Annotated in this window: 27 protein-coding genes; 17 read left to right on the top strand and 10 right to left on the bottom strand. The window is 56.9% G+C overall.

Annotated elements, in window-relative coordinates:
* Positions 1-19: 19 nt before the first annotated feature.
* The gene (locus tag AC27FC_RS05040) at positions 20-814 is read right to left on the bottom strand and encodes an SDR family NAD(P)-dependent oxidoreductase (protein WP_094935232.1); all 795 of its coding nucleotides are present in this window, start codon (positions 812-814) and stop codon (positions 20-22) included.
* Between the two features lie 96 nt (positions 815-910).
* Between AC27FC_RS05040 and AC27FC_RS05035 the strand changes: the two genes are divergently transcribed.
* Entirely contained in the window at positions 911-1,279 is a 369-nt protein-coding gene (locus AC27FC_RS05035) for a MerR family transcriptional regulator (RefSeq protein WP_094935233.1), read from the top strand.
* 44 nt (positions 1,280-1,323) lie between these two features.
* Here AC27FC_RS05035 and AC27FC_RS05030 read toward each other — a convergent pair whose 3' ends face one another.
* Together AC27FC_RS05030 and AC27FC_RS05025 are read right to left on the bottom strand one after the other, a co-directional pair.
* Entirely contained in the window at positions 1,324-1,638 is a 315-nt protein-coding gene (locus tag AC27FC_RS05030) for a PTS sugar transporter subunit IIB (RefSeq protein ID WP_094935234.1), read from the bottom strand.
* A gap of 113 nt (positions 1,639-1,751) precedes the next feature.
* The gene (locus AC27FC_RS05025; protein ID WP_196354431.1) at positions 1,752-2,663 is read right to left on the bottom strand and encodes a LysR family transcriptional regulator; all 912 of its coding nucleotides are present in this window, start codon (positions 2,661-2,663) and stop codon (positions 1,752-1,754) included.
* Between the two features lie 99 nt (positions 2,664-2,762).
* On the opposite strand from AC27FC_RS05025, the gene AC27FC_RS05020 reads away from it, so the two are divergent.
* The 3 genes from AC27FC_RS05020 to AC27FC_RS05010 all read left to right on the top strand — a co-directional run bounded on the left by AC27FC_RS05020 (position 2,763) and on the right by AC27FC_RS05010 (position 5,197).
* The gene (locus AC27FC_RS05020; protein ID WP_196354430.1) at positions 2,763-3,878 is read left to right on the top strand and encodes an alkene reductase; all 1,116 of its coding nucleotides are present in this window, start codon (positions 2,763-2,765) and stop codon (positions 3,876-3,878) included.
* Positions 3,875-4,594 (top strand): SDR family oxidoreductase, encoded by a 720-nt coding sequence (locus AC27FC_RS05015; protein ID WP_196354429.1) that lies wholly within the window; start codon positions 3,875-3,877, stop codon positions 4,592-4,594. The genes AC27FC_RS05020 and AC27FC_RS05015 overlap by 4 nt, the downstream gene beginning before the upstream one ends.
* A 63-nt stretch (positions 4,595-4,657) precedes the next feature.
* Positions 4,658-5,197, top strand: a complete 540-nt coding sequence (locus tag AC27FC_RS05010; protein ID WP_196354428.1) for an ester cyclase — start codon at positions 4,658-4,660, stop codon at positions 5,195-5,197.
* Between the two features lie 39 nt (positions 5,198-5,236).
* Here the strand turns inward: AC27FC_RS05010 and AC27FC_RS05005 are convergent, their stop codons facing one another.
* A complete protein-coding gene (locus AC27FC_RS05005; protein WP_023311608.1) occupies positions 5,237-5,704 on the bottom strand; it encodes a nuclear transport factor 2 family protein in 468 nt (155 codons plus the stop codon).
* 103 nt (positions 5,705-5,807) lie between these two features.
* Between AC27FC_RS05005 and AC27FC_RS05000 the strand changes: the two genes are divergently transcribed.
* On the top strand, positions 5,808-6,386 hold the full coding sequence (locus AC27FC_RS05000) for a TetR/AcrR family transcriptional regulator (RefSeq protein WP_087822522.1): 579 nt from the start codon (positions 5,808-5,810) through the stop codon (positions 6,384-6,386).
* Between the two features lie 51 nt (positions 6,387-6,437).
* On the opposite strand, the gene AC27FC_RS04995 is transcribed toward AC27FC_RS05000, so the two are convergent.
* On the bottom strand, positions 6,438-7,217 hold the full coding sequence (locus tag AC27FC_RS04995; RefSeq protein ID WP_033145455.1) for an SDR family oxidoreductase: 780 nt from the start codon (positions 7,215-7,217) through the stop codon (positions 6,438-6,440).
* A 90-nt stretch (positions 7,218-7,307) separates the two neighbouring features.
* On the opposite strand from AC27FC_RS04995, the gene AC27FC_RS04990 reads away from it, so the two are divergent.
* The 3 genes from AC27FC_RS04990 to AC27FC_RS04980 all read left to right on the top strand — a co-directional run bounded on the left by AC27FC_RS04990 (position 7,308) and on the right by AC27FC_RS04980 (position 8,650).
* Entirely contained in the window at positions 7,308-7,646 is a 339-nt protein-coding gene (locus tag AC27FC_RS04990; protein ID WP_023311611.1) for a winged helix-turn-helix transcriptional regulator, read from the top strand.
* A 68-nt stretch (positions 7,647-7,714) separates the two neighbouring features.
* The gene (locus tag AC27FC_RS04985) at positions 7,715-8,119 is read left to right on the top strand and encodes a VOC family protein (protein WP_069302784.1); all 405 of its coding nucleotides are present in this window, start codon (positions 7,715-7,717) and stop codon (positions 8,117-8,119) included.
* 18 nt (positions 8,120-8,137) lie between these two features.
* Complete coding sequence (locus AC27FC_RS04980) at positions 8,138-8,650, top strand: GNAT family N-acetyltransferase (protein ID WP_045888566.1); 513 nt, start codon at positions 8,138-8,140, stop codon at positions 8,648-8,650.
* On the opposite strand, the gene AC27FC_RS04975 is transcribed toward AC27FC_RS04980, so the two are convergent.
* A complete protein-coding gene (locus tag AC27FC_RS04975) occupies positions 8,631-9,419 on the bottom strand; it encodes a hypothetical protein (protein WP_196354427.1) in 789 nt (262 codons plus the stop codon). The genes AC27FC_RS04980 and AC27FC_RS04975 overlap by 20 nt on opposite strands.
* A 1-nt stretch (position 9,420) precedes the next feature.
* A complete protein-coding gene (locus AC27FC_RS04970; RefSeq protein ID WP_023311615.1) occupies positions 9,421-9,618 on the bottom strand; it encodes a hypothetical protein in 198 nt (65 codons plus the stop codon).
* Positions 9,619-9,873: 255 nt separating this feature from the next.
* Here AC27FC_RS04970 and AC27FC_RS04965 point away from each other — a divergent pair, with 255 nt between their 5' ends.
* The 8 genes from AC27FC_RS04965 to AC27FC_RS04930 are packed head-to-tail and all read left to right on the top strand — an operon-like array spanning position 9,874 to position 15,742.
* Positions 9,874-10,308 (top strand): nuclear transport factor 2 family protein, encoded by a 435-nt coding sequence (locus AC27FC_RS04965; protein ID WP_048977880.1) that lies wholly within the window; start codon positions 9,874-9,876, stop codon positions 10,306-10,308.
* A complete protein-coding gene (locus AC27FC_RS04960; protein ID WP_196354426.1) occupies positions 10,305-11,024 on the top strand; it encodes an SDR family NAD(P)-dependent oxidoreductase in 720 nt (239 codons plus the stop codon). The genes AC27FC_RS04965 and AC27FC_RS04960 overlap by 4 nt, the downstream gene beginning before the upstream one ends.
* Positions 11,021-12,280, top strand: coding sequence for an NAD(P)/FAD-dependent oxidoreductase (locus tag AC27FC_RS04955; protein ID WP_182071281.1), 1,260 nt, complete (start codon positions 11,021-11,023; stop codon positions 12,278-12,280). The genes AC27FC_RS04960 and AC27FC_RS04955 overlap by 4 nt, the downstream gene beginning before the upstream one ends.
* 1 nt (position 12,281) lies before the next feature.
* Positions 12,282-13,004 (top strand): DUF1365 domain-containing protein, encoded by a 723-nt coding sequence (locus tag AC27FC_RS04950; protein ID WP_087822525.1) that lies wholly within the window; start codon positions 12,282-12,284, stop codon positions 13,002-13,004.
* Positions 13,001-14,221 carry an SAM-dependent methyltransferase gene (locus AC27FC_RS04945; protein ID WP_167819231.1) on the top strand — a complete coding sequence of 407 codons (1,221 nt, stop codon included), beginning with the start codon at positions 13,001-13,003 and terminating at the stop codon, positions 14,219-14,221. Before AC27FC_RS04950 ends, AC27FC_RS04945 begins: the two co-directional genes overlap by 4 nt.
* On the top strand, positions 14,218-14,703 hold the full coding sequence (locus AC27FC_RS04940) for a DUF2878 domain-containing protein (protein ID WP_032657304.1): 486 nt from the start codon (positions 14,218-14,220) through the stop codon (positions 14,701-14,703). The genes AC27FC_RS04945 and AC27FC_RS04940 overlap by 4 nt, the downstream gene beginning before the upstream one ends.
* Entirely contained in the window at positions 14,700-15,221 is a 522-nt protein-coding gene (locus tag AC27FC_RS04935; protein ID WP_047061806.1) for a hypothetical protein, read from the top strand. The genes AC27FC_RS04940 and AC27FC_RS04935 overlap by 4 nt, the downstream gene beginning before the upstream one ends.
* Positions 15,218-15,742: a DUF3833 domain-containing protein gene (locus AC27FC_RS04930; protein ID WP_045888573.1), complete on the top strand. Its 525-nt coding sequence runs from the start codon at positions 15,218-15,220 to the stop codon at positions 15,740-15,742. Before AC27FC_RS04935 ends, AC27FC_RS04930 begins: the two co-directional genes overlap by 4 nt.
* Positions 15,743-16,165: 423 nt before the next feature.
* Here the strand turns inward: AC27FC_RS04930 and AC27FC_RS04925 are convergent, their stop codons facing one another.
* Positions 16,166-16,624, bottom strand: coding sequence for a DMT family transporter (locus AC27FC_RS04925; RefSeq protein ID WP_196354425.1), 459 nt, complete (start codon positions 16,622-16,624; stop codon positions 16,166-16,168).
* Positions 16,625-16,628: 4 nt separating this feature from the next.
* The gene (locus AC27FC_RS04920) at positions 16,629-17,063 is read right to left on the bottom strand and encodes a DMT family transporter (protein ID WP_032657293.1); all 435 of its coding nucleotides are present in this window, start codon (positions 17,061-17,063) and stop codon (positions 16,629-16,631) included.
* A gap of 95 nt (positions 17,064-17,158) precedes the next feature.
* On the opposite strand from AC27FC_RS04920, the gene AC27FC_RS04915 reads away from it, so the two are divergent.
* A complete protein-coding gene (locus AC27FC_RS04915) occupies positions 17,159-18,091 on the top strand; it encodes a LysR family transcriptional regulator (RefSeq protein WP_196354424.1) in 933 nt (310 codons plus the stop codon).
* A 4-nt stretch (positions 18,092-18,095) separates the two neighbouring features.
* Here AC27FC_RS04915 and AC27FC_RS04910 read toward each other — a convergent pair whose 3' ends face one another.
* A complete protein-coding gene (locus AC27FC_RS04910) occupies positions 18,096-19,124 on the bottom strand; it encodes a methionine synthase (RefSeq protein WP_023311627.1) in 1,029 nt (342 codons plus the stop codon).
* Between the last annotated feature and the right edge of the window lie 5 nt (positions 19,125-19,129).

The raw sequence follows: 19,129 nt of genomic DNA, 5'->3' as shown, positions 1-19,129 counted from the left end.
TGAACGGAGCCGTTTTTGCTCAGGCCGAGCGCGGACGCAATATTTTTTCAACGATAAGCACCAGACGCCTGCGCGTCACGAACCGGTGTAGCTGCCCCAGAAGCCAGTTACCGCATCCGGTAATCAGGTAGTTACGGTTACTCTCCACGGCCTTCAACGCCAGGGTGACCACCTTGTCAGCGGGCATTCGTTTACCGACCGAGGCTTCCTCAGCATTCACCACATCAAAAAAGGCCGTATCCGTTGCGCCGGGGCAAAGCGCCAGGACGCGGATGCCCCTGGAGCGATACTCTCCCCACAGCGCGTTCGAAAACGAGAGCAGGAAGGCTTTGGTTGCGCCATAAATCGCCATATAGGGATCCGGTTGCATCGCGGCCGTTGAGGCAACGTTAATAATTACCCCGGAGCCCTGCTGCAGCATTCCCGGCAGCAAGGCGTGAGTCAGCTCCACGGGGGCCATGCAGTTTACGTTTATCTCATCACGCTGCCTGTCGATGGACAGCTTTTCGAATGGCCCGTAGGTGGCGAAGCCGGCGCAATTGATCAGAATGTCGGGGACGCGTCTTAAGGTTTCAAGCCGTTCCACAATGTGGGGAATGGCTTCCGGCTTCACTAAATCCTGCACGATAATCGTGATGGAGACGCCGTGCTTTCTGACTAACTCTACGGCAAGCGCCTGCAGCCTTGGCTCGGAGCGGGCGACCAGGATCAAGGCCACGCCGCGGGCGGCGAGCTGCCGGGCAAAATCACGGCCTATGCCTGACGACGCTCCGGTAATCAGCGCTGTTTTTCCGGTATAATCAAAAGAATTCATATGTTTAATCCCGTTTCCCTAATGTATGCTGCACAGCATAAACCGTGCACTTAGGTACACGGTCAAGCGTGATTTTTACAAGGTGAGGGCGACGCGATGCGAATTGGTGAACTGTGTGCGAAAACGGGATTGTCGAAAGAAACGGTGCGTTACTATGAGCGACAGGGGCTGTTAGAGAATATCCCGCAACCCAATCGCAGCAATAACTATAAAGTCTATTCCGCCGTCGATTTACAGCGTTTAAACATGATCAAGCATGCCAAAATGCTGGGTTTTACCTTAGCTGAAATTTCAGAGGTTTTGGCTGTCTGGGTTGACGACAAATTTACCGCTGAGCAAAAACAGGCGTCTCTGCGCCGCAAGCTGCAGCAGCTTGAAGAGAAAGAAGCGGCGTTAATTGAACTCAGAGCCAGGTTGAAAAACGCCCTTAATGAGGTCGGCCAGCCTTGTGTCGACACGTTTTGATCGCCGGGTGAGAGGAGGCCGCAAAACCGATGCGGCCTTATCTGTCAGGCAGCCAGTTCAGGCATCTGCTCCTTCACGAAATTCAATACTTTCCTCGCGTCGAGAGAGGCATAGGGCAGGCTCTCAATAATGGCGAGTGAACGCGTATTGCCCACCGTTTCTTTTATCTCATCGAGTTTGTACTGAATGTGCGGCGCGATGAGGAAACCATCGAAAGCGGGAGCGACGCTGGCGAAGTTATCCAGCCCAACAGCGCTAATCATCAGCGGATAGCCTTCGCGTTCTGCCAGAGACTGCATTTTTTTGGCGAGAGAGTTTGCGGTATTACCAAACAAACAACAGATCAGAAGCTTTTTCATATTTTGTACCTCCTGAAAACCGCACACAGAGTAGTCCTGAGGTTGTCACCGAAATGCGCGCCATCTCTTATTTTGGCGAGAAATTAACCGCAGATGCCTGACGCGATTTAATTTTACTGTTTTTTTAGCCAGTCGAGAAAAAACTGGCTAAACGCCGTGACCTGAAGCGGCTGCAGTTTGCGCTGGGGGTAAACAAGCTGCAGGCCGACATCTTTGCGATCGTATCGGCTAAAGCCGGTGAAGCTGTCGGCAAACAGTACCGTGAGCCTTCCGGTTTCAACATCGTCTTTGACGTCCCACCACGATTTCCCCGCGATGCCAGCCCCGCTGAGAGCCCACTGACGAAGCAAAGCCCCGTCGTCGCACACCATGGCTGGCTCTACGCGAACGACGCTTTCATCGCCATCTTTTTCAAAGCGCCATTCGTTCATCACCACGCCCTGAGACTCAAGCGCCAGGCACCGGTGCTGAGCTAAATCGGCAAACGTGGCGGGGATGCCGCGTTCGTTAAGATACTCCCTGGAGGCGACCAGCACCCGATGGTTCGGGCGGATATTTCTGACGACAAGGCTGCTGTCCGGCAGGTTGCCGAAACGCACGCTCATATCCAGTCGGTTAGCGACCAGATCCTCAACGTGTTCTCTTAGCGAGATGAAAAATTTAACGTCGGGATGGCGTCGGGAGAATTCCACGACGGCGGGGCTAAGATACTGCCTGCCAAAGTCCGAGGGCGCAGAAAGGCGAATGTTGCCGCTGAGCACGCCTTCCTTTTGCGTCAGTAACGACTCGGCGTGATGCACCTCTTCCAGCACGCGCAGCGCGGCATGGTAAAACTCTTCCCCGGCGCGGGTCAGCGTGATGGATCGCGTTGAGCGGTGAAACAGGCGCGTCTGGTAACGCTCCTCAATCGCCTTCAGCCTGGCCGTCATGGTGGCGGGGGAAAGCGACAGGCGTCGCCCGGCGGCAGAAAGACCGCCAGCCTCGGCAACTTCCACCAGTAAAGCCATGTCTTCGAGTTTACCCATTATTCATATTTTCCGAAAAGTGAATCTTATTTTAGCGTAATTATCAAAATCAGATGCCAACTGTAAAGTGATTTCATCCAAACCATAAGGGATGAAAACATGCAACGTACCTCACTTTTTGAACGTTACAGGCTGGGTCAGCAAGACCTGAAGAACCGTATCGTCATGGCGCCGATGACCCGCGCGCGCTCCCTTCAGCCGGGAAATATTCCCTCGGCGCTGATGGCGGAGTATTACCGGCAGCGGGCCAGCGCCGGATTAATCATCACGGAAGCCACCCAGATTTCGCCTCAGGGCCAGGGATACTCCTGGACGCCCGGCATCCATTCGCCTGAGCAGGTTTCAGGATGGCAGCTCACCACGGGCGCCGTGCATCAGGCGGGCGGGGTGATTTTTTCGCAGCTCTGGCACGTCGGGCGAATGTCGCACGCCAGCTTTCATCAGGATGGTCAGCCGGTCGCCCCGTCAGCACTGGCGCCGGACGCGCAGGTGTGGGTGGTGAATGAAAAGGGGGAAGGCCAAATGGTTGACTGCCCGCAGCCGAGAACCCTTTCGCGCAAGGACATCCTCAGCATCATCGCGGACTATCGTCAGGCGGCACTGAATGCCGTTCAGGCCGGGTTTGACGGCGTGGAGGTTCACGGCGGAAACGGCTATCTGATCGACCAGTTTCTTCGTCAAACCTCCAACAAACGCACGGATGAGTACGGCGGCACGCTGGCGAACCGGATCCGCTTTGCTCAGGAGGTGTTAAGCGCCATTGCCGAGGCCATTGGCCGCGAGCGTACGGGCATTCGCCTTTCCCCGTTTATTACCCAGCGCGGGATGAACGATCCGCAGGTGACGGAAGCCATACTCGCTCTCGCGGCCTGGTGTGAACAAGAAGGGATTGCGTTCATCCACCTGGCGGAGGCCGACTGGGACGATGCGCCGCAGGTGCCTGAGCCGTTCCGTCAATCGCTACGCGAGACCTTTAGTGGAACCCTTATCGTCGCGGGGAACTATGACCTTCAAAAAGCGGAAAAGATCCTCGCTGCCGGCTATGCCGATTTGATTGCCTTCGGACGGACGTTTATTGCCAACCCGGATTTACCCCACCGGCTGGCGCACCAGCTGCCTCTGGCTCAGATGCGCGATCCCGCCACGCTGTTTGGCGGCACCGCGACGGGATATACCGATTACCCCATTTACACCCTGCAGGAGAAGACGTTATGACCCGTAAAACCTTAATTATCGGCGGCGCTTCCGGCATCGGTTTCGCCGTGGGCAGCCTGCTTGCCGGGCGCGGCGAGGAGATTATTCTCGCGGGCCGCGACGGCGCGAAGCTGGACGCTGCGCGGCAACGGCTGAGCGCCCACGCCGCGTCTGTTCATACCCTCGTGCTGGATATCAGTCGTGAGGCAGAGCTTGTCGCACTCGGTGAAACGCTGGGTGAGGTCAATAATATCGTCGTTACGGCGGGTTCACAGGCACCGGGAGGGCTTCTTTCCGGGCTGGATCTCCGCGCGGCAAGGCTGGCTTTTGATACGAAATTCTGGGGAAGCATCAATGTCGCCCGCTATCTCAGCGGGAACATCGCCCCCGGCGGTACGCTGACGTTCACCAGCGGGTTCGTGGCGCGTCGCACCGTGGCGGGGGCCATTGTTAAAACGACGATGAATGCCGCCATCGAGGCCGCGACAAAAGTTCTGGCGAAAGAGCTTTCACCGCTGCGCGTCAACGTCGTGAGTCCGGGGCTGACCGACACGGAAGCGTATGCGGGCATGGACGCCGCAGCGCGGGAAAAAATGCTCGCTGGCGCGGCGGAAACCCTGCCAGCCAAAGCCTGGGGAAGGGCGGAGAACGTCGCGCAAGGGTATCTTTTCGCCATTGAAAATCCCTTTGTCACGGGATCGGTCATTGATATTGAGGGCGGGGCGTTAATTAACTGACCCTTTCTGATTTGAACCGCAGGAAATCGTCTGCGGGAATGTAATACTCTATTGAGAGATATCATGAAATATACGACGTATTTTCATTCGGCTGTAGCGATGGTTATTTTTGCAGGTCTGTCGGGCAATGCGATTTCCGCGCAGGGGGAATGGCTTCAGCCGAAACAGCTTATAGTGGACAACAGCCTGCCGCAGGCGCAATTAAAGGCGAGTGAAGCCGCCGCCAGAGAATATGCTTCATTCTGGAACACGGGTAATGAAAACCTGGCGCGTGATGCCCTGGCGGCAGGTTTTATTGATAAAACGCCTCCGGAAGGGCGTAGGCAGGGGCCGGAAGGCGCTATTTTAGCGTCCCGCGCGTTTCGTGCAGCCGTGCCTGATTTGCGCTGTGACGTTGAGCAAATGATTATTTCAGGCGATCGCGTGGTTTCGCATTTACATTTTCACGGCACGTTCACCGGAACATTTGGCAAGCTGAAAGGACAGGGGCAGAAAATAGATTTCATCGCCACGGATCTTTATAAGATTGCTGACGGTAAAATTGTGGCTAACTGGCATATTGAGGACAACCTGACGCTGATGAAACAGCTGGGCGCGCTGTAAATTCATCACTCCGGGGCGGCCCGGAGTGATGCAAAAATCCTATAAGCCAAGATCGCTCAGCGAAGGGTGATCGTCCGGACGTCTGCCCAGCGGCCAGTGGAACAGACGCTCAGAGGCTTTGATTGGCATATCGTTTACGCAGGCAAAGCGGCGCTTCATCAGTCCGTCCGGCTCAAACTCCCAGTTTTCATTGCCGTAAGAGCGGAACCAGTTGCCGGAATCATCATGCCATTCATAGGCATAGCGCACCGCGATCCGGTTCTCCGTAAATGCCCAGAGCTCTTTAATCAGACGATAGTCCAGCTCTTTTTTCCATTTCCGCTCCAGAAACGCCTGGGCTTCTTCACGGTTGGTGGCGAACTCTGCGCGGTTACGCCATTGGGTATCCAGCGTATAGGCAAGCGCGACTTTCGCCGGGTCGCGGCTGTTCCAGCCATCTTCTGCCAGTCTGACTTTTTCGATGGCGCTTTCACGAGTGAAGGGCGGTAAAGGAGGACGTGTGTTCATGGCGATTACCTCAGTGTTATATTATGTAGACAGGTCTGTCTACTTGCGGTAATCTATGCCTGTAAAATAACGCTGTCAACATTATTTTAGAGGCTACCCAAAAGTGAAAACAGAACCCGCAGGCAACGATACAAAAATCAGCGTCAGAGATAAGATATTACTCACGGCGCACGATCTGTTTTATTCCACGGGCTTCAGGGCGACGGGGGTGGATACGCTGATTAAAGCGTCTAAAGTGACCAAGGTGACTTTCTATCGCCATTTCCCGAGTAAGAGCTTGCTTATTCTTGCCTATTTGAACTACCGGCATGAAATATGGATTAACTGGTTTGAGACCACGCTGCGTCGACATCTCGATGAAGGCGAAATACCTGCTGATGCGATATCCGCAACGCTTTACGAATGGTTTATTTCGCCCGAGTTCCACGGCTGCGCGTTTATTAACGCCAGCGCAGAGGCGAAATCGGAAGATATTGAAAACGAAATAAAAGAGATATGCCGCAGTCATAAGTCAGAAACAAAGAAAATTATTGCCTTGCTGACGAAGAGTGCTGATGAGCGCGTCGTCAATGAAATCATGCTGCTCATTGACGGCGCAATTATTCATGCACAGATGGGCATGGATTCAGAAATGGTAAGACATGCGTTAAAAAAGGGCCTGGAGAAACTGTCCGAACAGTGATATTCCCTGGTGCTTAATCAACTCTCGCACCGAGCCGATTAAGCACCCGCGTTACACTGTCGGAATGGTGCCGCCATCAATCACAAATTCAGTACCTGTGATACTCGCAGCATGCGATGAAGCGAGGAAGACGATGAGGTTGGCCACCTCAATCGGTCTGGCAGGGCGTCCGAGCGGTATTCCACCTAGCGCCTTCATAATAATCTGCTTGCCGCCTTCGTAGTCTGTACCTGCCTGCTTTGCCAGCCTCTCCGCCAGTGCAACCGCCGCTTCAGTTTCGATCCAGCCGGGCGCAACGCGCACCACCCGAACGCCCTTCGGTGAGACTTCCTTTGAAAGGCTTTTACTGTAGGTTGAGAGGGCTGCTTTAGCCGCCGCATAACCCGTTGTTGATTCCGGTAACGGCAGCTCGCGCTGAATAGACGTCACGTGAATAATCACCCCATTTCCCTGCGCGAGCATTCCGGGAAGCAGGGCGCGATCTAAGCGTACTGCAGGCAACAAATTAAGATTGAGCTCCTGCTGCCACTCTTCTTCGCCAAGCGCAGCAAAACCGCCACCGGGTGAGGTTGAACCGCCCGCAACATGGATAATCACGTCGACGCCTCCCATCTGCTCCTGAACCGCAGATGCGACAGCGGCACATCCAGCGACCGTCGTAAGGTCAGCGGCGACGAAAGTATCTGCGACATCTACGTCCGGCTCGTGGCGCGCAGTGGTGAATACCGTTGCACCGAGCTGTTTTAAAAGTCCGACGACCGCTTTTCCGAGCCCTTTCGTGCCAGCGGTAACAAGCACGCGTTTGCCTTTAAAATCAATATCTAATGACATGACCTTGCACTCCCGTTATTTACAGTACAGGTATATTCAACATAGACTGAGAAATTGACAAGTACGCACGAAAAAGTGAGCTACTGAATTATGAGTAAGTTATATAGTCCGGAATCTGCCGCGAGCGGCGTGGAGCAAGTGTTACGGCTGCTGGAAGGCCGCTGGAAATTAATTATTCTTTTTCATCTTTTCGACGGAAAAGTGCAGCGCTACTCTGATTTCGAAAAACTGATCCCCGGTATTTCCCAGAAGATGCTGGCGCAGCAGCTCAGGCAACTTGAATCCGATGGTATTGTTTCGCGGATGGTCTACCCGCAAGTGCCACCGAAAGTGGAATATCGCCTCACCGATTGGGGGCAGGCATTATGTCCGGCGCTTGATGCCATGCTGAAATGGGCAGAAAAGCGCGAGGCTTACGCAAGCCAGTAAATCCGGCGGCCAGCACGCTGCAATGGAATAGCGTTGCCCGTAACCCATTTATGCAAAGGAAACGAAAAATGAGAACACAGAAGCGATGCCTTGGCTGCGTGGCTATTGTGGTTGATGACTACGATCGCGCCATTGAATACTACACAGATAAGCTGGGTTTTACCCTCGTAGAGGATACGCCTCAACCGGGTAAACGCTGGGTGGTCGTCTCACCCAACCCGGAAAGTAACTGCAACATTTTGCTGGCTCGCGCTTCTAACGAGAGGCAGGAAAGCTTTATCGGCAATCAATGCGGCGGCAGAGTTTTCCTCTTCCTCCAGACGGACGATTTTTGGCGCGATTACCGTGCCATGAAAGACAAAGGCGTTCATTTCTGTGAAGAGCCTCGTGAGGAAGAGTACGGTACGGTAGTGGTGTTTGAAGATATTTACGGCAACCGCTGGGATCTCTACCAAAATGCCCAACGCGGGTGATTACCAGGGAGACTTTCCATGACGCTTCAAATTCGACAGGCCACCCGTGCCGATGCCGCGCTCTTAAGCGAGCTGGGATACCGAATCTATCCCGCCCATTTTCAGCATCTGTGGGTGTCAGACGCAGAGATGAAGGATTTTCTGGACGGCGAGTACGCGCTTTCCGTACTTGAACAGAGCCTGAAAGATAACGCTGTTTCCTGGTATGTTGCTGAGACCGATCGGCCAGTGGGATTTATGAAAGTGACCTGGGAAGCCCTTCTCCCGGAAACGGACATGAAGGGCGTTCTCCTCAACAAGCTCTACCTCGATCCCGCCGAGACCGGCAAGAACTATGGCCAGGTGATGTTCAACAGCATCACCGACATGGCCCGGAGCAGGGCGAAAGACTATCTCTGGCTGGAAGTGCTTGAGCAGAACGCGGGAGCGTACCGGTTCTACCAGAAGCAGGGCATGCTCTGCGTTAAGAACGTCCTTTTCGAAACCGCTTCACAGCAGAGCATTCTCAGAATTATGGGGATGTCTCTTTAGGGCGAGAGCTCTCGTCGCGCTGTGCCAGCGATAGCGCGCTGGCGCTGGCGGGATCGAACAGCGAGAGGCTCTCAATCTGATTGAGTAAAATCACCTTCCGGAATGACATGGCGCTGCGGGGCTCGGAGTCGAGCGTGATGTCATGCTCCGCATACCACTTGCTGTAGTTATTCTCGATGCGAAAGTTCATCGTCTTCGCATCTCTGTACCCGCTTAACATCGGGATCAGCACGATATTGGCCGTTTTTTCATATTCCAGCGTCGCGGTGTGGATCATGCCGACGTAAATCCGCCTCGACCGCAGCGTGACCTGCGCCAGTTCCCCTTGCTCCATACACTGATACAGCAGCTGTTCAATACCGCTCGACTGCGCCAGACGTTTATAGAGCTTTTTCCGGCTTTCGCCGTCCAGCCTGGCGCTGCCTGCCCAGTTAGAGCGGTAGAGGCAAAACAGGATGGCAAACCCCAGCATCACGACCACCGGCGCCTGAATGCCTAAAAAGCTCCAGTTCATAAAGTCGATTTGCCAGTCGGTATATTTCGGCGAGGCAAAGTGAAAAGCGTTGTTGGCTGCAGAAAGAGCGAGCAGGAGCAGCCAGAGCAGACCGGTGGCAATCACGCCCTGCAGAACGAAAATACAGCCGTACAGCGCCACAAGAAAATAGACGTCCCAGCCAAAGGAGCGCTTGATTTTAAAGCGTGTCGACAGGTCGCGGCTGGTGTACCAGTACCCGCATACCATCAGCACCATAAATATCGCCGTTCCCATATCAGGCCCTCTTCAGCATGTTGACGTGACGCAGAAAATCCTGCCGCACCTCGTTGCTTTTGTAGTTCACCGAGGCGTTCCCGTCCTGGTCGATAATGATGCGATCGCCATCTTCGACGGCTTCAATGATTTCCTGCTGGCTCATCACCTGCAGTAAGGATTCCGGGCTGGAGAAAAGGGAGAGAAAGAAACGTTTCATGCGGGCATCCTTATGAATAAAAAGGATAAGCCTGGAAGAAGACCGGCGAGTTTGCCTTAAGGATATCCTGAAAGTTAAAGCCGGGTGGCGGCTACGCGTTACCCGGCCTGAAAAATCACTCTTTTGCGCAACTTTAAGTTATTGATATATAGCCAGAATAAAAAATAAATCTCCACAAACTTGGACAAATAACGTTAATTGTGTAAGTTTTAAGTATGCGATTACGCCACGTTGTTTACAGCCAGGATGTGACCCATGAGCACTTTGCCCTCTGTCGTGAGTCGGTTTGTTGAGTACTACGCCGCACTGGATAGCCAGCCGCCGTCCGCGCTGGTGGGGCTTTACCATTCGAATGCCACGCTTATCGATCCGTTTGGCGAGCATGACGGGATTTTCGCGCTTCAGCGCTATTTCACCCATCTGCTGGCCAACGTCGAGCATTGCCGTTTTACCATCGATACGCCGCTGTGCAGCGGGAACCGGTTTGCTGTGACCTGGGTAATGCACTGGTCGCATCCGCGCATTGCCGGTGGAGAGCCGCTCGAACTGCCGGGGTGTTCGGTGGTGGACACGGAAAACGATCTCATCACGCACCAGCGCGACTACTACGATGCGGGAGAGATGATCTACGAACACCTTCCTCTGCTGGGCTGGGCGGTACGCGGCGTGAAGCGGAGGGTCAAATCATGAAAACGGTGCTGATCACCGGAGCAAGCTCGGGCATTGGCGCCGGGCTGGCGAAATCCTTTGCCGCAGACGGCTACCACGTGATTGCCTGCGGACGCGATCCGGCGCGCCTCGAAGCGCTGCATCAGACCTGCCCCAATCTCACCGTTCGCCTGTTCGATATGACAGACAGGGATGCCTGTCGCCAGGCGCTGACCGGCAGCTACGCCGATCTGATTATTCTCTGCGCCGGTACCTGCGAATATCTCGATGGAGGCGTGGTGGATGCGGCGCTGGTGGAGCGGGTTATGGCGACAAATTTCCTCGGCCCGGTGAACTGTCTTGACGCGCTGCAGCCCCAGCTGACGGCTGGCAACCGCGTAGTGCTGGTGAGTTCCATGGCCCACTGGCTGCCTTTCCCACGGGCAGAAGCCTACGGCGCGTCCAAAGCGGCCCTGAGCTGGTTTGCCGAGAGTTTGCGCCTGGACTGGGAGCCAAAAGGAATTGCCGTCACGGTGGTCTCGCCGGGCTTTGTTGATACGCCGCTGACGCGCAAAAACGACTTTGCCATGCCGGGCAGGGTGAGCGTCGACGAGGCGGTCAAGGCGATCCGTACCGGGCTGGCGGCAGGGAAAATGCATATCGCGTTTCCTAACGGGGTTGGCTTTATTTTGCGGTTGCTCTCCGGGCTGCCTGCGTTTCTTCAGCGCGCGCTGCTGCGCAGGATGGTGCGTTCATGAACATTGCGATTATCGGCAGCGGCATCGCCGGGCTGACCTGCGCCTGGCGCCTGGCCGGGCACCATCAGGTGACCCTGTTTGAAGCGGGCGCCACGCCCGGCGGCCATACCGCAACGGTTGACGTGACGACGCCACAGGGCACATACGCGATCGATACCGGGTTTATCGTCTACAACGATCGCACCTATCCGCGCTTTATGGGCCTCCTCAGCGAGCTGGGCATCAGCGGGCAAAAAACGCAGATGAGCTTTTCGGTGCACAACCCGGCGACGGGGCTGGAGTACAACGGACACACCCTGACGTCGCTGTTTGCCCAGCGCCGAAACCTGGTGAATCCGGCATTCTGGCGGCTGCTCGGGGAGATCGTCCGCTTCAATCGTCTGGCGAAACAGGCGCTGGACGGGGAGGTGGACCCGAACGCCACGCTGCAAACGTTTCTGGAAAAGCACGGCTTCACGCCGTTTTTTGCGCGCCACTACATTCTGCCGATGGGGGCCGCCATCTGGTCCTCGTCGCTGCAGGAGATGAAGCGTTTCCCGCTGCCGCTTTTCTTACGTTTCTTCCAGAACCACGGGCTGCTGGATATCACCCAGCGCCCGCAGTGGTACGTGGTGCCGGGCGGCTCGCGGGAGTATATCCGCGCCATGCTCGACAAGCTGGGCGACCGTCTGAATCTGCATCTGAATTCTCCGGTGCAGCGGGTGAGCCGCCACGAGCACGGGGTTACGCTTCAGCTAGAAAACGGTAGCCATACCTTCGATCGGGTGATTTTTGCCTGCCACTCCGCCAGCGCTCTGGCGATGCTTGATGACCCGACGCCCGCAGAGCGCGAGGTGCTGGGCGATATCGGCTGGCAGCGCAACGAGGTCGTTTTACACAGCGATCCGCGCTGGCTGCCGGAGCGGCGGCGCGCGTGGGCCAGCTGGAACTACCGCCTGAGCGCTCACGAGCAGGCCAGCGCCTGCGTCACCTACAACATGAACATCCTGCAGGGGCTGCCTGCGGGCAGTCCGCTATTCTGCGTTACCCTCAACCCGGACGCGCCGGTGGATGAACGCTTCGTTCTGCAACGCTTTGTCTATGAACATCCGCTGTTTAACCCGCAAAGCTGGCGGGCGCAGGCGCGGCGCGGCGAGATCAACGGTCATAACCGGAGCTGGTACTGCGGTGCCTGGTGGTACAACGGCTTTCATGAAGATGGCGTGCGCAGCGCGCTGGACGTGGTCAACGCGATAGCGGCCGGAGAGGGGAATTGAGATGAACAGCTGCCTCTACCACGGCGTATTACGCCACCGCCGCCTTCAGCCGAAAACCCATGAATTCAGCTACAGCGTCTTCATGGCCTGGCTGGATCTCGATGAACTGCCGCTGCTGCCGTCAGTCGGCGTGCGGCGCAATCGCTTTGCCGGCGCATCGTTCCACGACGCTGACTATCCGCTCGGCACGCCGCTTAAAGAGAACGTGCTCAGCAGGCTGGAGAGCCTGACCGGGGAACGTCCGGACGGGCGGGTGATGCTCCTGACGCAGCTGCGCTATTTCGGCTTTCATTTCAATCCGGTCAACTTTTACTACTGCTACGACGGGAAGGGAACGCTGCGCTGGGTTCTGGCGGAGGTCCGCAACACGCCGTGGAATGAACGTCATTACTATGCCGTCAACGGACAGGATGCGCAGCCGACGGAAAAAGCGTTTCACGTTTCCCCCTTCAACCCGATGGACATGATCTACCACTGGCGCTTTAACGACCCGGATAACACGCTGCATATGCACATTGAAAATCATCAGGAAGCGAAGGTTTTTGACGCCACGCTGGCGCTGCGCCGGGAGCCTTTGACGCGCCCCGCGCTGCGCTCGCTGTTGCTGCGCATTCCGCTCATGACCCTGAAAACCGTTTTTGCCATTTACTGGCAGGCGCTGCGCCTGTGGCTCAAGCGCGTGCCGCTGTATAACCATCCCGTCAGCAGGAGTGAACGCTCATGACCGATCCCGTCTTTGCGTTAGAACCCGATATTCCGCGCAACGTCCGCATCGCACGATGGCTGCTGTTTCGTCTGTTAAGCGGTATCCGCGGCGGCTCGCTCACGCTGCGTGAAGGGGCGCAGACCTTCCATTTTGGCGAGTCATCCTCCGCGCTGCATGCCGACGTGCAGATCCTCACGCCCGGCGTCTACTGGCGCGTGTTAACAGGCGGGAGCCTTGCTGCGGCAGAAGCCTGGATGGACGGCGAATGGGAAACTGCACACCTCACGCCGCTTCTGGAACTGCTCGCGATAAACGGCGAGGTGCTTGGGCGTCTGGAAAACGGGTTCCGTCTGCTCGGCAGGCCGCTGGAGCGGATACGCCACTGGACGCGGCGTAACTCCCGCATGCAGGCGCGCGAAAATATTGCCGCCCATTACGATCTGGGCAATACCTTTTACGCCCATTTTCTGGATCAAGAGCTGCTCTATTCCAGCGCGCTATTTACCGCTGACGAGCAGGATCTGACGGCGGCCCAGCAGGCCAAAATGGCGCGCCTGTGTGACCAGCTGGCGCTAAGCCCGGGTGACCACCTGCTGGAAATTGGCACCGGCTGGGGCGCGATGGCGGAATACGCGGCCCGTCATTACGGCTGTCGGGTGACCACCACCACGCTGTCGCAGGAACAATATAGCTGGGCAACCGAGCGGATCGCCCGCGCCGGGTTGCAGGATCGCGTTGAGGTACTGCTCTGCGACTATCGCGACCTCACCGGACAGTACGACAAGCTGGTCTCAATCGAGATGATTGAGGCCGTCGGGCAACGCTATCTGCCCACGTTCTTCCGCACCTGCCAGGCGCGGCTGCGCCCCGGAGGACGGATGGCGATTCAGGCCATTACCATTCAGGACCAGCGCTATCGCGACTACAGCAAAAGCGTCGATTTTATCCAGCGCTACATTTTCCCGGGCGGATTCTTGCCGAGCATCACCGCGATGAACGAGCTGATGACGCGCCACACCGATTTCGTGGTGCGCAATCTTTTCGACATGGGCCCCGACTACGCCCGCACGCTGGCCCACTGGCGGCAGCGGTTTGTCCATGCCTGGCAGGAGATTGAAAAGCTCGGCTTCGATGAACGGTTCCGCCGCATGTGGCTGTACTACTTTGGCTACTGTGAGGCCGGGTTTAACGCTCGCACCATCAGCGTGGTGCAGCTGACCGCCGAGCGCGTATGAGACGTTACCTTCAGGTCTTCCTGCTCGCCGTCGCGTTCGACCTCTACTGGGCGCTGGTGGTGCTCTTTCGCGAACAGGGCCTGATTATCTGGCTCGCGCTGGCGATCCTGGCGTGCCTGCTCTTGCCGCCTGCTTACCGGTTTTACGCCATTGGGCTGGCCGCGGCGGGCAGTCTGCTGGACGCACTCTGGGCCCTGACCGGGCTGATTGCCTTTACGGGCGAGTCCCTGATGCCGTTATGGATGGTGGCACTGTGGCTGATGTTCGCCACGGTCTGGACGCAGCTGACGCGCACCACCACGCTACCCGGCTGGCTGCTGACCCTGCTGGCCGCCGTGGGCGGACCGGTGGCCTACCTGTTCGGCGAGCGGCTGGGGGGCATCACGTTTCTGGAGCCGACCTTTATCGTCGTGAGCTGGATGGCGCCGGGCTGGCTGGTACTGATGCTGTTTTTCCACCTGCTGATGGGGAGACAAAAATGAGATCTGTGGTTTTGCTGCTTTGGCTGACGCTGGTTGTTCCGGTTGCCCAGGCCGCCGACTGGCTTGCCTGGCGGAAGGTGGGTGACGCCACGCTCACCTGGGGACCTTTCACCGTCTACACCTCCCAGCTGCGCACCCCGGACGGCCGTTACAGCCGGGACCAGGATCAGGCGCTCATTATTACCTATGCGCGCGACATCGATCGCGATGAACTGGTTGAGGCGACCCGCGACCAGTGGCAGGCGCAGGGGATCCTGGCCCAGGAGCCGCAAAGCGAAGCCTGGCTGCGGATGCTCCAGTCCCTTTGGCCGGATGTCCGCCCGGGCTCACAGCTGGCGTTTGTTCTCAACGATAAGCAGGGGCAGTTCTGGTATCGCGCGTCAGCGGCGCAAACATCCTTTATTCCACTCGGAGCGCGCCAGTCGGAAGCGTTCAGCACCCGTTTTCTGGCCATCTGGCTCGATCCCCGCACGCAATATCCTGAGCTGCGTCAGCAGTTAATCGGAGGCCAAAAATGAAACGTATCCTGATGATGGCGCTGGCATTCACGATGCTGCTGGCGGGCTGTAGCACTGAGGTGGCCGAGTATCGCCAGCAGCAGCCGCGGCTTGATATCTTCCACTACTTCCAGGGCAAAACCGAAGCGTGGGGGATGGTGCAGGATCGCAGCGGCAAGCAGATCCGCCGTTTTCACGTTGAGATTGCCGGAGACGTTATCGGCGATACGCTGACGCTCAACGAGCACTTCGTCTACGACGATGGCGAGAAGCAGCAGCGGGTCTGGCACATCCGGCGCGTGGGGAACGACCGCTACGAGGGAACGGCAGGGGATATTGAAGGGGTTGCCACGGGGCAGGCTGCAGGCAACGCCTTTAACTGGCATTACAGCATGAACGTGAAGGCCAACGGCAGCACCTGGCTACTGAACTTCGACGACTGGATGTATTTGCAGGATGAGACGCATCTGTTTAACAAAACCGAGATTAAGAAATTTGGCGTCACCGTCGCCACGGTGACGCTGTTCTTTACCAAGGGATAAGGAATCCCACTCAATTCTTAATCAGAAGCGATTCAGGTTTTTTAAAATGACATGATTATTTTGCAGCGATGACCTGGTCCGGCTGTAAATCGCTGAGGCGTTTCCTGCAGGCCGGGGCGAGGCGCATGGATGCGCCGAGAGGGCGGGCTTTACAGGGACGTTACCTCCGCCCGTCCCCGATAAGCCGGAAGGAATAAGCCGAAGGGACCGCGAAGCGGCGATTTACCGCCGGGAGCCCGGGTCGCCAGGGTGGTGGCGACTGAGCCACCCTGGCACGTTCACAGGTTATGTCGTAACAGAGTAGCAAGAAACATAAAGTGAACGGAATCACCACTACAGCCTTATGTTCCCCTCACCCTAACCCTCTCCCCAAAGGGGCGAGGGAACTGTTTCGTGTCTACGCTGTGTCCGCAAGGTGTGGTGTCATGTCCCGGCAGAACGGGTTTTACTACCCGAGTAAATAAAGACAAGCGCTATCCCCAGGCAGACAATCGCCCCCAGACGACTCGTCGAGAACGGAATGGCCGCATTCCCCAGCCAGCCAAAGTTATCAATCAACATACTCATGGCGAGCTGGCCGAAGATCACCGCCACCGTGGCGACGGCGGTACCGATGCGCTGCACCGCCACGACCATGATCACAATGTAGGGCACGCCGAACATTGCCCCGATGAGCTGCCATTTCGGCACGTCCAGCAGCGTGACCGCCTGCTTAGGCTCAAAGAAGAAAATGAGCAGGGCGGTCACCAGCGCGCCGACGGAAAACGTCAGAAACGCGCTTTTGAAAACGCCCACGCTGCTGCCGAGCTGCCCGTTAATCGCGGCCTGAACGCTCAGCGTTGCGCCGCCGCAGACGGCCAGAAGAATCATTATCAGCGTCATATCATCACCCCTGTGCGACCAGAACCAGTGCCGCAATAATAAAAACCAGCGCCACGATACGTTTTGCGTTTATCTTCCTGTGCGGCGTACCCAGCAGGCCAAAGTGGTCAATGATCAGGCTTTTAAAAACCTGACCAGCCAGAATGCCAATCATCGTCAGAGCGATGCCGATGGTCGGCGTGGCGATCGTCAGAATGACCACGTAAACAGGGCCAAGCACGCCGCCGAGCAGCTGCCAGCCGGGCTGGGCGAAAAACGACGGGCTGTTACGCGGGCTGAAAAACAGCATCAGCAGAAACGTCAGCGCGGCGCCGACGCCAAAAATGCTGAACGTCGCCCATAAATCGCCCACTTCTCCCCCTAATGGCCCCAATAGCCCCGCCTCGACGGAGAGGCCCATCCCGCCGGCAATCACCAGTAAAATCAAAACAAACTGCATTACGCTTCCTCCGTTTTCAGGCGAAGAAGATTACGTCGGTAGACCAGTGAGAAAAATGCCATAATGCAGGAAACACCTTTGCAGGAAATGCATTAATGTCAGATGCCGGAAGCATGAACCTTCGCTCACTGCTGCTGTTTATTGCCGTCTATGAAACGCAGAACTTTTCCGTCGTCGCGCGACGAGAGGGAATCTCTGCCTCGCAGGTGTCGCGCATTGTTCATCAGCTTGAGGACGCGCTCGGCCAGCAGCTGTTCTATCGCAATACCCGGGCGGTGATCCCCACGGAAAGCGGGCATATGTTTATCCGCTATGCCCGGGCGATGGTCGATAACTTCGAAGAGGCGCGTCGTGAGCTGGATGAACGTTCGACCGAACCCTCCGGCACGGTCCGCATAAACGGGCCGGTATTTTTTGGACAGAGACACGTTGCGCCCGGACTGGCAGGTCTGGCCGAGCGTTATCCACGGTTAACCATTGAGCTGACGCTGACCGATGACTTTATCGACCCGCACCGGGATGCCGCCGATCTCATCTTCCGCATCGGCACTCTGACGGATTCGACGTTCCACGCCCGTGTTTTTGGGCAGCAGCGCTACCACCTCGCCGCGTCGCCCGCGTATCTGCGTCAGCACGGCGTCCCGGCCGACCCGACCGAACTGAGCCAGCACAAATGTCTGGTCTATCGCGGTTCGTCCGGGCCTAACCGCTGGCTCGTGCGGCGCAAAGGGGAGAATTGGGTGCATTATCCCGTCGCGCCGCTGATGACGTCCAATAATGCGGAGTCGCTGCTTATTGCCGCGCTGGGTGGGATGGGGATCGTCCTGTTTCCGGACTGGCTGATTGGCGACAGGCTGAAGCGGGGCGAGCTGATCGCCCTTTTGCCGGAAATGGCGTGCGCCATCAACACGGAGCAACTCAGTATTGCGGCGATCTATCCTAACGCACGTCATCCGCCCCTGAACGTCAGGGCGGTGATTGATTATTACGTGGCGTTTTTCGGTACGCCGCTCTACTGGCAAACGTAAGGGATTACGCGCCGAGCTCCTTGCGGATAATCTCTGCGCCGGCGCTGAGCGCTTTCAGCTTGCCGTTAGCCACCTGCCGTGAAAGCGGGGCCATGCCGCAGTTGGTTGACGGGTAAAGCTTGTCGGCATCGACGAACTGCAGCGCTTTACGCAGCGTATCGGCGACTTCCTCCGGCGTTTCAACGGCGTTGGTTGCCACATCAATCGCGCCGACCATCACCTTTTTACCGCGGATCAGCTCCAGCAGATCCATCGGCACGCGGGAGTTGTGGCACTCCAGGGAGATAATGTCGATATTAGAGGTCTGCAGCTTAGGGAAGGCCTCTTCGTACTGGCGCCACTCTGAGCCGAGCGTCTTTTTCCAGTCGGTATTGGCTTTGATGCCGTAGCCGTAGCAGATGTGTACCGCGGTTTCGCACTTCAGCCCTTCAATGGCGCGCTCCAGCGCGGCGATACCCCAGTCGTTCACCTCGTCAAAAAAGACGTTAAATGCCGGTTCATCAAACTGGATAATATCCACGCCCGCGGCCTCTAACTCACGCGCTTCCTGATTGAGGATTTTGGCGAATTCCCAGGCCAGCTTTTCGCGGCTTTTATAGTGCGCGTCGTAAAGGGTGTCGATCATGGTCATCGGCCCGGGCAGGGCCCATTTGATCGGCTTGTCCGTGAGCTGACGCAGGTATTTCGCATCGTCCACGAATACCGGTTTCTGACGCGCAACTGCTGAAACCACGGTCGGCACGCTGGCGTCGTAGCGGTTACGAATGCGCACCGTCTGGCGATTTTCAAAATCCACGCCGCTCAGGTGTTCAATAAAGGTGGTGACGAAGTGCTGGCGGGTCTGTTCTCCGTCGCTGACGATATCGATACCCGCGCGGATCTGCTCATCCAGGGACAGGCGCAGCGCGTCCTGTTTACCCGCCAGGAGTTCCTGATCCTGTAATTTCCAGGGTGACCACAGCGTTTCAGGTTGTGCAAGCCAGGTCGGCTTAGGCAGGCTGCCAGCCGTAGAAGTCGGGAGCAATGTTTTCATAATAA

The organism is Enterobacter sp. C3_dUdeg (genome assembly GCF_057536195.1).
The sequence above is the reverse complement of the archived record's forward strand: the minus strand, read 5'-3'. Positions and strand labels throughout refer to the sequence as shown.

Excerpts from the sequence above, each read along its gene's own strand:
- AC27FC_RS05040 (WP_094935232.1), bottom strand. The coding sequence starts at position 814 with ATGAATTCTTTTGATTATACCGGAAAAACAGCGCTGATTACCGGAGCG.
- AC27FC_RS05035 (WP_094935233.1), top strand. The coding sequence starts at position 911 with ATGCGAATTGGTGAACTGTGTGCGAAAACGGGATTGTCGAAAGAAACG.
- AC27FC_RS05030 (WP_094935234.1), bottom strand. The coding sequence starts at position 1,638 with ATGAAAAAGCTTCTGATCTGTTGTTTGTTTGGTAATACCGCAAACTCT.
- AC27FC_RS05025 (WP_196354431.1), bottom strand. The coding sequence starts at position 2,663 with ATGGGTAAACTCGAAGACATGGCTTTACTGGTGGAAGTTGCCGAGGCT.
- AC27FC_RS05020 (WP_196354430.1), top strand. The coding sequence starts at position 2,763 with ATGCAACGTACCTCACTTTTTGAACGTTACAGGCTGGGTCAGCAAGAC.
- AC27FC_RS05015 (WP_196354429.1), top strand. The coding sequence starts at position 3,875 with ATGACCCGTAAAACCTTAATTATCGGCGGCGCTTCCGGCATCGGTTTC.
- AC27FC_RS05010 (WP_196354428.1), top strand. The coding sequence starts at position 4,658 with ATGAAATATACGACGTATTTTCATTCGGCTGTAGCGATGGTTATTTTT.
- AC27FC_RS05005 (WP_023311608.1), bottom strand. The coding sequence starts at position 5,704 with ATGAACACACGTCCTCCTTTACCGCCCTTCACTCGTGAAAGCGCCATC.
- AC27FC_RS04995 (WP_033145455.1), bottom strand. The coding sequence starts at position 7,217 with ATGTCATTAGATATTGATTTTAAAGGCAAACGCGTGCTTGTTACCGCT.
- AC27FC_RS04990 (WP_023311611.1), top strand. The coding sequence starts at position 7,308 with ATGAGTAAGTTATATAGTCCGGAATCTGCCGCGAGCGGCGTGGAGCAA.
- AC27FC_RS04985 (WP_069302784.1), top strand. The coding sequence starts at position 7,715 with ATGAGAACACAGAAGCGATGCCTTGGCTGCGTGGCTATTGTGGTTGAT.
- AC27FC_RS04980 (WP_045888566.1), top strand. The coding sequence starts at position 8,138 with ATGACGCTTCAAATTCGACAGGCCACCCGTGCCGATGCCGCGCTCTTA.
- AC27FC_RS04975 (WP_196354427.1), bottom strand. The coding sequence starts at position 9,419 with ATGGGAACGGCGATATTTATGGTGCTGATGGTATGCGGGTACTGGTAC.
- AC27FC_RS04970 (WP_023311615.1), bottom strand. The coding sequence starts at position 9,618 with ATGAAACGTTTCTTTCTCTCCCTTTTCTCCAGCCCGGAATCCTTACTG.
- AC27FC_RS04965 (WP_048977880.1), top strand. The coding sequence starts at position 9,874 with ATGAGCACTTTGCCCTCTGTCGTGAGTCGGTTTGTTGAGTACTACGCC.
- AC27FC_RS04960 (WP_196354426.1), top strand. The coding sequence starts at position 10,305 with ATGAAAACGGTGCTGATCACCGGAGCAAGCTCGGGCATTGGCGCCGGG.
- AC27FC_RS04955 (WP_182071281.1), top strand. The coding sequence starts at position 11,021 with ATGAACATTGCGATTATCGGCAGCGGCATCGCCGGGCTGACCTGCGCC.
- AC27FC_RS04950 (WP_087822525.1), top strand. The coding sequence starts at position 12,282 with ATGAACAGCTGCCTCTACCACGGCGTATTACGCCACCGCCGCCTTCAG.
- AC27FC_RS04945 (WP_167819231.1), top strand. The coding sequence starts at position 13,001 with ATGACCGATCCCGTCTTTGCGTTAGAACCCGATATTCCGCGCAACGTC.
- AC27FC_RS04940 (WP_032657304.1), top strand. The coding sequence starts at position 14,218 with ATGAGACGTTACCTTCAGGTCTTCCTGCTCGCCGTCGCGTTCGACCTC.
- AC27FC_RS04935 (WP_047061806.1), top strand. The coding sequence starts at position 14,700 with ATGAGATCTGTGGTTTTGCTGCTTTGGCTGACGCTGGTTGTTCCGGTT.
- AC27FC_RS04930 (WP_045888573.1), top strand. The coding sequence starts at position 15,218 with ATGAAACGTATCCTGATGATGGCGCTGGCATTCACGATGCTGCTGGCG.
- AC27FC_RS04925 (WP_196354425.1), bottom strand. The coding sequence starts at position 16,624 with ATGACGCTGATAATGATTCTTCTGGCCGTCTGCGGCGGCGCAACGCTG.
- AC27FC_RS04920 (WP_032657293.1), bottom strand. The coding sequence starts at position 17,063 with ATGCAGTTTGTTTTGATTTTACTGGTGATTGCCGGCGGGATGGGCCTC.
- AC27FC_RS04915 (WP_196354424.1), top strand. The coding sequence starts at position 17,159 with ATGTCAGATGCCGGAAGCATGAACCTTCGCTCACTGCTGCTGTTTATT.
- AC27FC_RS04910 (WP_023311627.1), bottom strand. The coding sequence starts at position 19,124 with ATGAAAACATTGCTCCCGACTTCTACGGCTGGCAGCCTGCCTAAGCCG.